Below are 7,872 nucleotides of genomic sequence, written 5' to 3' on the forward strand. Positions count from 1 at the left end.
GATCAACAGACCCTAGTATGAATTCATTTTTTATTCTTTGGTATCGGTTCCATTGATATGGAAGACCAAAATAAAGGAAATATAGGCTATGGCTAGAAAAATTATCATTGTCACTTCATCTTACGGCTCGGACTACATCCAAGAAATCGGTGGTCAGAAAGAAATTCTGGCAACTGTTAAAGCAGCCGGAGCCGACGGGGTTGAAATTCGTCGCGAACTGTTTTCCGCTGAAGAATTATCACAATTGTCCGAACTGGCACAAGCTATTAAACACCAGCAGTTGGAGTGTTTTTACTCGGTTCCTTTTTCACTATTTTTGCAACAGTTTCCAGAACAAAAAACCGAGATTAATCCAAATATTGAACAGTATTTTGATGAAGCAAAACAGCTCGATGCCAAGTTGATCAAATTTTCTCTTGGTGATTTTCAGTTGGATATGTCATCGGTTTTGGCAGAGAGATTAGCGGCAGTAAACCGTATTTACCCCGATATATTATGTGTTATCGAAAATGATCAAGCGCTAAAAAGCGGTAATCTACACAGCATGGCTGCTTTTGCCGAATGGTTGAAACAACATAAGTTACCGCTACGTTTGGCTTTCGATAGTGGTAATTGGGCTTGGGTGCAGCAAGATCCGCAAACTGCTGCACAAAAATTGGCGCCTTATGTTGGTTATGTGCATCTTAAGTCAACCGCACTTGATGCTGCCGGAAAATTAAGCGCAGTTCCACCAACAGGGAGAGCGGATAATTATGTACAAATTGTGCAACGGAATTTTTCACAAGATGTCCCACTGGGAATTGAGTTTCCATTAATTGGCGAAAATTTGGTCGCCACATCCTTGTATTTTGTCGAATTATTAAAAGGATAATAAGATGTCAAACCAACCGTTATTAGATGTCATCACTTATGGCGAAGCAATGGTGATGTTTGTTGCTACTGAATTTGGAGAGTTATCTGAAATCAACCACTTCGCCAAGCGAGCAGCTGGGGCAGAACTGAATGTGGCTATCGGACTGGCGAGATTGGGGCTTGAGGTTGCGTGGTTAAGCCGAGTCGGTCATGATTCTTTCGGAAAATTTATCTTGCAACAACTGGCTAAAGAAAATATTCACAGTGAATTAGTCACTATCGACTCACGCTATCCGACCGGATTTCAACTGAAATCAAAAGCGGTGAACGGAACAGATCCAGCAGTGGAATATTTTCGTAAAGGCTCGGCAGCCAGCCATTTATCGCTAGTAGATTTCAATCCTGATGCTTTCTTAAATGCGCGTCATTTACATCTCAGTGGTGTTGCGGCAGCGTTATCCGATAGTACCTATCAATTATCGTTGCACTTTGCTGATTTTATGCGAACCGCAGGAAAAACCGTTTCTTTTGATCCTAATTTGCGCCCGACGCTTTGGAAAAGTGAGCAAGAAATGGTTTATCACTTGAATCAACTCGCTTTCAAAGCCGATTGGGTGTTGCCGGGAATTAAAGAGGGTTATATTTTGACCGGCTTAACTTCTAGCGAAGCGATTGCAGATTTTTATCTGGAACAAGGGGTTAAAGCCGTGATTATTAAATTAGGTGAACAAGGTGCTTATTTTAAAGATCATCAGGGAAATCAAGGTACTGCTCCGGCTTGTTTCATCGAAAATGTGGTGGATACGGTCGGCGCCGGTGATGGTTTTGCTGTCGGTGTTATCAGCGCATTATTGGAAGGAAAAACGTTGCAGCAGGCTGTGGAACGCGGTAACCGTATAGGTTCGCTTGCGATACAGGCGATCGGCGATAGCGAAGGATTGCCAAACCGAGCGCAGCTAGGTGAGATTTGATGCATTAAATCAAACCGCATTTTAAGGATAAATGAATGAAAAAGAATGTTATTCTGTATAAAAAAATTCCACAAGAGCAGCAAGCCAGATTGGCTGAATCTTTTAATTTGATAACTTTTGATGGTATTACCTCCGATAACCGTGCAGAATTTATCGCAGCATTAGCACAGGCGGACGGTTTAATCGGTGCCAGCGTACCGATTAAACAGGATTTGCTGCAATTTGCTCCTAAATTAAAAGCAATTTCCACTATTTCGGTTGGTTATGATCAATTCGATGTGGACGATTTAACTTTGCGTGGAATCCGACTGATGCATACGCCGACAGTATTAACCGATACCACCGCAGATACGATTTTTACCTTAGTTTTAGCCACCGCACGCCGTGCAGTCGAACTTTCGATGTTGGTGCGAGCGGGAGAGTGGCAGCGCAGCATCGGGGATGAATATTATGGAACGGATGTACATCATAAAACCATTGGTATTTTGGGCATGGGGCGGATCGGAAGCGCAGTAGCAAAAAGAGCGCATTGTGGTTTTGATATGAAAGTTTTATATATGAGTAATAAACCGAATATTCAGGTTGAGCAGCAATATCAAGCGCAACGTTGTTCTTTGGACGAGCTATTGCAGCGTGCAGATTTTGTCTGTATTACCCTGCCATTATTGCCGTCCACAGAGCGGCTGATCTCCGCCGAAAAATTAGCGTTAATGAAACCGAGCGCTATTTTAATTAATGGCGCACGCGGAAAAATTGTTGATCAACAGGCACTGGTGGCAGCGTTACAAAATGGTACGATAAAAGCTGCCGGATTAGATGTATTTGAGGTCGAACCTTTGCCGCCAAATTCTCCGTTAATGGCGTTACCAAATGTCGTGCTATTGCCGCACATTGGCTCAGCCACCATAGAAACCCGCTATAACATGGTACGCTGTGCGGTGGACAACATGATTGTCTCCCTTGCAGAGCAACCACCTAATGAAAATTGGGTTAACCCTCAAGTCGGATAACGACTACCGCACTTTACGTTTTATAACGGTAAAGTGCGGTATCAACTATTTCATAAATGCACGGTGCAGCTGTGCAAACTGGCGTGAATTATAAATAATCCCCACAGATTATTTCGCATTCTGTGGTTTCGCTTTTATAATAGCGGCTTAAATGTTGGCTAACCCGAAAAGTACTCCGCTATGGCTCTTTTTTATACTGAACGCAAGCAAGGCAAAACCCCGAAAAAACTGACGCTGCAGATAACTGATCTTGATTATCAAGGGTTGGGAGTTGCCCGTTTGCAGGGTAAAACCTGGTTTGTGGAAAATGCGTTGCCACAGGAAACCGTGGAAGTGCGGGTGCTGGACGAGAAAAAGCAGTATGGGCACGCAGTGGCACAAAAAATTTTGCAGCATTCTGAGCAGCGCATTGAGCCAAAGTGCGATCATTATGCCGAATGCGGCGGTTGTCAACTGCAGCATATTCCAATAACGTTGCAACAGCAGGTGAAGCAGCAAGCGCTACAGCAGCGTTTAAGCCGTTTGCAGCCGACAATTGCTTTTCAACCATTGTTAAGCGCTGATGAGTGGGGCTATCGTCGTCGGTTGCGCTTGAGCATTTTATTCGATAAAAAAAGCCAAACCTTGTCACTCGGTTTGCGCCGACGGCGTTCGAAATCGATTGTCAATATCCAACATTGCGCTGTTGCCGAACCGCACTTGAATGCGGTGTTGGCGGCATTGCAAACATGGCTACCACAATGGCAGAGCAAAGCACAATTGGGACATATCGAACTGGTCGCAGCCGATAACGGTGTGGCGATGTTATTGCGCCATGCGGGGCAAGTGCAAGCCGATGACAAAGTGCGGTTGTTGCAGTTTGCCGCTGAACAGCAATTACAACTGTTTGTTTGCGAACAGGAATACCAGATTCAACACTGGTATGGCGACACCCCTTATTATCAGTTGGCTAACGGACAGCGGTTGGCGTTTGCGGTGCGGGATTTTATTCAGGTGAACCGCACTTTAAATCAAAAAATGATCGATACCGCCCTTGACTGGCTGGCGTTGTCACCGAACGATCGGGTGTTGGATTTATTTTGCGGCATGGGAAACTTTACCCTGCCCTTGGCGTCCAAAGTAGCAAGTGCGGTCGGGATTGAGGGAGTCGCCGAGATGGTGGCGCAGGCGAAGCAGAATGCGCTTGTCAATGGCGTAACCAACGTTGAATTTTACCAAACGGATTTGGACCGTACTTTCAGTGATCAACCTTGGGTGAAACAGGCGTTTGACAAAGTGCTGCTCGACCCGCCACGCAGCGGTGCGCTGTTTGCGCTGCCGCATATTTGCGAATTGCGCCCGAACAGTATTTTGTATGTTTCTTGCAATCCGGCAACATTGGTGCGCGACAGTGAATATTTGTTGCAACAGGGGTATCAAATTGAAAAAAGTGCGGCGATTGATATGTTTCCGCATACAGCGCATTTGGAATCAATCACGTTATTTAAAAAGCGCTAACCAACAAATGCTAACCAGCAAACAGGGAGAATAATATGGTAGCCATTCGTGCATCGCATTTGCTCTCACCCGAGCAATTTGTGATTGAGGATTGGAGTGAGAGTTTGACGCTCACTCCTGTGGTTCGTCAAAAGTTAATCGAAACTTGGCACTATAATTGCGGCAAATTAGCGGATTTGGAGGCAAAAGAGCAGCAATATTTGCTCTACTCTGCTAGCGAAATGGTAGAGGTGTTGAGTGGCTTGAATATGGATCAAGACAGTCTGATTGCTGCGATGTTATTCCCTTTGGTGAAGCGACGAATCATCAATTATGACCATGTTAAAGAGGATTTCGGCAACGACATTCGCAAGCTGGTGAAAGGTGTGGTGGATATGGACAGTATCCGTCAATTGAGCGCCAGCCAGTCGAGCAGCAATTTGCAGGTGGATAATGTGCGCCGCATGCTGCTGGCGATGGTGGACGACTTCCGCTGCGTGGTGATTAAATTGGCGGAGCGGATTGCGTTTTTACGTGAAGAAAACAATTTTATCTCCGAACCGGAAAAAATCTTAGCTGCGCGCGAATGCAGCAATATTTACGCCCCGCTTGCCAACCGTTTGGGCATCGGGCAGTTAAAATGGGAGTTGGAAGACTACTGTTTCCGCTATCTTGATCCGGTGCATTACCGCCAAATCGCTAAATTATTGCAGGAAAAGCGCCGCGATCGTGAAGCCTATATCCATGATTTTGTTGCGGTGATTGAGCGTGATCTACAAGCCGAACTGCCGCAAGGTGCGCAAGTGTATGGGCGTCCAAAGCATATTTACAGCATTTGGAAAAAAATGCAGAAGAAAAATCTGCCGTTCGAGCAGCTGTTTGATATTCGTGCAGTGCGGATTATTGTGGATAAATTGGAAGATTGCTATACCGCACTCGGTATTGTCCACAGTCATTTTAAACATATCGCTGCTGAGTTTGACGATTATGTGGCGCATCCGAAGCCAAACGGCTATCAATCGATTCATACCGTCGTGTGGGGCGAAGGGAAAAAAGTGATTGAAGTGCAAATCCGCACCCAAAAAATGCACGATGATGCTGAATTGGGCGTGGCGGCTCACTGGAAATATAAAGAGGGTAGCACCGGAGGCAGGGCGGATTATGAACAGAAAATCAGTTGGTTACGTCAAGTCTTGGCGTGGCAGCATGATTTGAGCCAATCCGGCGACATGATGGAGGAGACCCGTAGCAAAATCTTCGACGATCGAATCTATGTATTTACACCACAAGGGGATATCGTTGATTTGCCGAGCGGATCGACACCGTTGGATTTTGCCTATACTATCCACAGCGAAGTCGGGCACCGCTGTATCGGCGCTAAAGTCGCGGATCGAATTGTGCCGTTCACCTACAAATTACAAATGGGGGATAAAGTGGAAATTATCACCCAGAAAAATCCGAATCCAAGCCGTGACTGGCTGAATCCGAACACTGGTTTTGTCACGATCAATCGGGTACGCTCCAAAATTCAGGCATGGTTCAAACGTTTGGATCGCGAGAAAAATATTCCGCTTGGCAAAGAGCAGTTGGAAGCAGAAATGCTCAAACTGGGACTGAACCATAAGCAGATCGAAGAGTACGCATTACCACGCTACAATTTGAAACAACTTGATGATCTTTATGCGGGTATCGGCAACGGTGATATTCGCCTGAATCAACTGAGCAACTACTTACAAGGCAAACTGTTGAAACCCTCTGCCGAACAGGTTGATGAGCATATTTTGCGTCAGGTAGAAAGCAAACAGCAAAACAAAACCAGCAGCGGCAAAGGGCAAATTGTAGTGGAAGGAGTTGGCAACCTGATGCACCACATTGCTCGCTGCTGTCAACCGATTCCGGGTGATGCGATTTTGGGTTACATCACCCAAGGACGTGGCATTTCCATTCACCGTGCCGACTGCGATCAGGTGTTGAATCTGCAAGAAGTCTGTCCGGAGCGGGTGGTGGAAGCGGTGTGGGGTAAAAGTTTCAACACCAAATTCAATCTGGTGATTCGAGTGGTCGCCAACGATCGCACCGGTTTACTGCGCGACATCACCACGGTGCTGGCGAACGAAAAAGTCAGTGTGCTGCGTGTCTCCAGTAAAAGCGACGTCAAAAACATGACCGCCACCATTGATATGGAGATCGAACTGGGCAACGTCGAGATGCTGGGGCGGATTTTATCTTCGCTGCTGCGGATTAACGATGTGGTCGAGGCACGGCGGTTGTCGAGTTAAATTATATTTTTGATATATAGAACAAAGGAAATAACTGAAATGGAGAATAAACCTAAAACTGGTGAAGAAATCTCTGCTGAAGCTATTCAACGGATAACGACGCGCATTAATAGTTTCCCACGATCTAAAGTTCACCTTGTTGGCAAACGGGAAAATATCGCTCCGTTCGCACGAGTTGGTGATACAATCAAGCATAAAAGCCTTCTAGGAGTAACTACTGGAGCAATTGTAGGTGGCATTATTTCATCTTCGCCTTATATTCTCGCAGGCTTTCTAGGCCCATTTGGAGCCGCTGCTCGTATCGGTTTTATGCTATTTGAAGCAAGCCGATCTCTTAATACGAAAACATCGCAAACCCGTGAACCAGATTGGGCTGAAAAAGCTGCAGAAGCAACACGTAAATTCGTAGACAACTGTTTATCTGGTGAGGACGGATATATTACACAAGGTTCAAATTCAATTTTTATCAATGGTAAACCAGCTGCATTTGCTGGTTTAAATAATTCCATAAACTGCAATAACCACAGTCTTAAAGTCATCGCCTCAGGTAGTGAAACAGTGTTCCTGCACAATCAATCTGCAGCACGGGAAGGTGATAGAACAAGCTGTGGTGCAAAAATTATGACCGGCTCACAATGCTATTGTAACTGATATTGAAGAAGAGTTTTCACCTCGAGAGAAAGTTCTTCTTGTGGCTATAGAAATGTCTTCTCCTCCTTCAATATCTTCAATGAGAAAAGGATTAAGAAAGATTCAACTAGGATTAAATGATATAAAAGCAGAAGCTAAAAATTTCATTAAATCTGAGCTTTCAACTGAAAAACTAAACTTAGCAAAAATCAATAATAAGAAAAGAATGACACTAAAGAATAATTCAAAAAGAGGAAAAAAAAGAGAACATGAAGTAAAAAGGGAATTACTCAAAGAAGGATATAACATTCTAGGTAGTCAAGTATCAGTTAAAACTGAATATTCTAGAAGGGTTATAGATCATATGGTTAAAAAAGATGATATTATTTCTGCGATTGAAGTGAAAAGTGGTAATGCAAAAAGAAGCAGCCTGCAAATTTTAAAAGATAATTCAATGGCTAATACTGGAGCTAAAATTATTGGAAAAAATGCACCAGAGAACCTAAAAAATAAAGTAATAACCATAGAAACAACTGTAAGGGATTAATATGAAATATGATGATATAAAATGGCATCTTAATGAGGATTATCCAAATGATTTGCCTGTCAAGAATGCTTTAACTCATATGGGGTTATTTATGCATTGGATTATTA

The 7,872-nt window shown here is 44.1% G+C and carries 8 protein-coding genes; all 8 read left to right on the forward strand.

Features of this window, described 5'->3' with window-relative positions; translation table 11 throughout:
* Positions 1 to 88 precede the first annotated feature (88 nt).
* A complete protein-coding gene (locus tag FHQ30_RS10400) occupies positions 89 to 871 on the forward strand; it encodes a sugar phosphate isomerase/epimerase family protein (RefSeq protein WP_139611870.1) in 783 nt (260 codons plus the stop codon).
* A gap of 4 nt (positions 872 to 875) precedes the next feature.
* Positions 876 to 1,823: a sugar kinase gene (locus FHQ30_RS10405; RefSeq protein ID WP_139611869.1), complete on the forward strand. Its 948-nt coding sequence runs from the start codon at positions 876 to 878 to the stop codon at positions 1,821 to 1,823.
* Positions 1,824 to 1,858: 35 nt separating this feature from the next.
* The gene (locus tag FHQ30_RS10410; protein ID WP_139611868.1) at positions 1,859 to 2,833 is read left to right on the forward strand and encodes an NAD(P)-dependent oxidoreductase; all 975 of its coding nucleotides are present in this window, start codon (positions 1,859 to 1,861) and stop codon (positions 2,831 to 2,833) included.
* A gap of 180 nt (positions 2,834 to 3,013) precedes the next feature.
* The gene (gene rlmD, locus FHQ30_RS10415; protein WP_139611867.1) at positions 3,014 to 4,330 is read left to right on the forward strand and encodes a 23S rRNA (uracil(1939)-C(5))-methyltransferase RlmD; all 1,317 of its coding nucleotides are present in this window, start codon (positions 3,014 to 3,016) and stop codon (positions 4,328 to 4,330) included.
* 35 nt (positions 4,331 to 4,365) lie between these two features.
* Positions 4,366 to 6,588 carry a GTP diphosphokinase gene (relA, locus tag FHQ30_RS10420; RefSeq protein ID WP_139611866.1) on the forward strand — a complete coding sequence of 741 codons (2,223 nt, stop codon included), beginning with the start codon at positions 4,366 to 4,368 and terminating at the stop codon, positions 6,586 to 6,588.
* A gap of 39 nt (positions 6,589 to 6,627) precedes the next feature.
* Positions 6,628 to 7,239, forward strand: coding sequence for a PAAR domain-containing protein (locus tag FHQ30_RS10425; RefSeq protein ID WP_139611865.1), 612 nt, complete (start codon positions 6,628 to 6,630; stop codon positions 7,237 to 7,239).
* A gap of 40 nt (positions 7,240 to 7,279) precedes the next feature.
* Positions 7,280 to 7,765 carry a hypothetical protein gene (locus tag FHQ30_RS10430; RefSeq protein ID WP_139611864.1) on the forward strand — a complete coding sequence of 162 codons (486 nt, stop codon included), beginning with the start codon at positions 7,280 to 7,282 and terminating at the stop codon, positions 7,763 to 7,765.
* 1 nt (position 7,766) lies between these two features.
* On the forward strand, positions 7,767 to 7,872 hold a 106-nt coding region (locus FHQ30_RS13470; protein ID WP_500692258.1), incomplete at its 3' end, for a DUF7832 domain-containing protein.

It is taken from the genome of Testudinibacter sp. 'clade 2', assembly GCF_006227735.1.
In the GTDB taxonomy this organism is placed as follows: domain Bacteria; phylum Pseudomonadota; class Gammaproteobacteria; order Enterobacterales; family Pasteurellaceae; genus Chelonobacter.

Coding starts and splice junctions, on each gene's coding strand:
- relA (WP_139611866.1), top strand. CDS start 4,366: ATGGTAGCCATTCGTGCATCGCATTTGCTCTCACCCGAGCAATTTGTG.
- FHQ30_RS10410 (WP_139611868.1), top strand. CDS start 1,859: ATGAAAAAGAATGTTATTCTGTATAAAAAAATTCCACAAGAGCAGCAA.
- FHQ30_RS10425 (WP_139611865.1), top strand. CDS start 6,628: ATGGAGAATAAACCTAAAACTGGTGAAGAAATCTCTGCTGAAGCTATT.
- FHQ30_RS10400 (WP_139611870.1), top strand. CDS start 89: ATGGCTAGAAAAATTATCATTGTCACTTCATCTTACGGCTCGGACTAC.
- FHQ30_RS10405 (WP_139611869.1), top strand. CDS start 876: ATGTCAAACCAACCGTTATTAGATGTCATCACTTATGGCGAAGCAATG.
- rlmD (WP_139611867.1), top strand. CDS start 3,014: ATGGCTCTTTTTTATACTGAACGCAAGCAAGGCAAAACCCCGAAAAAA.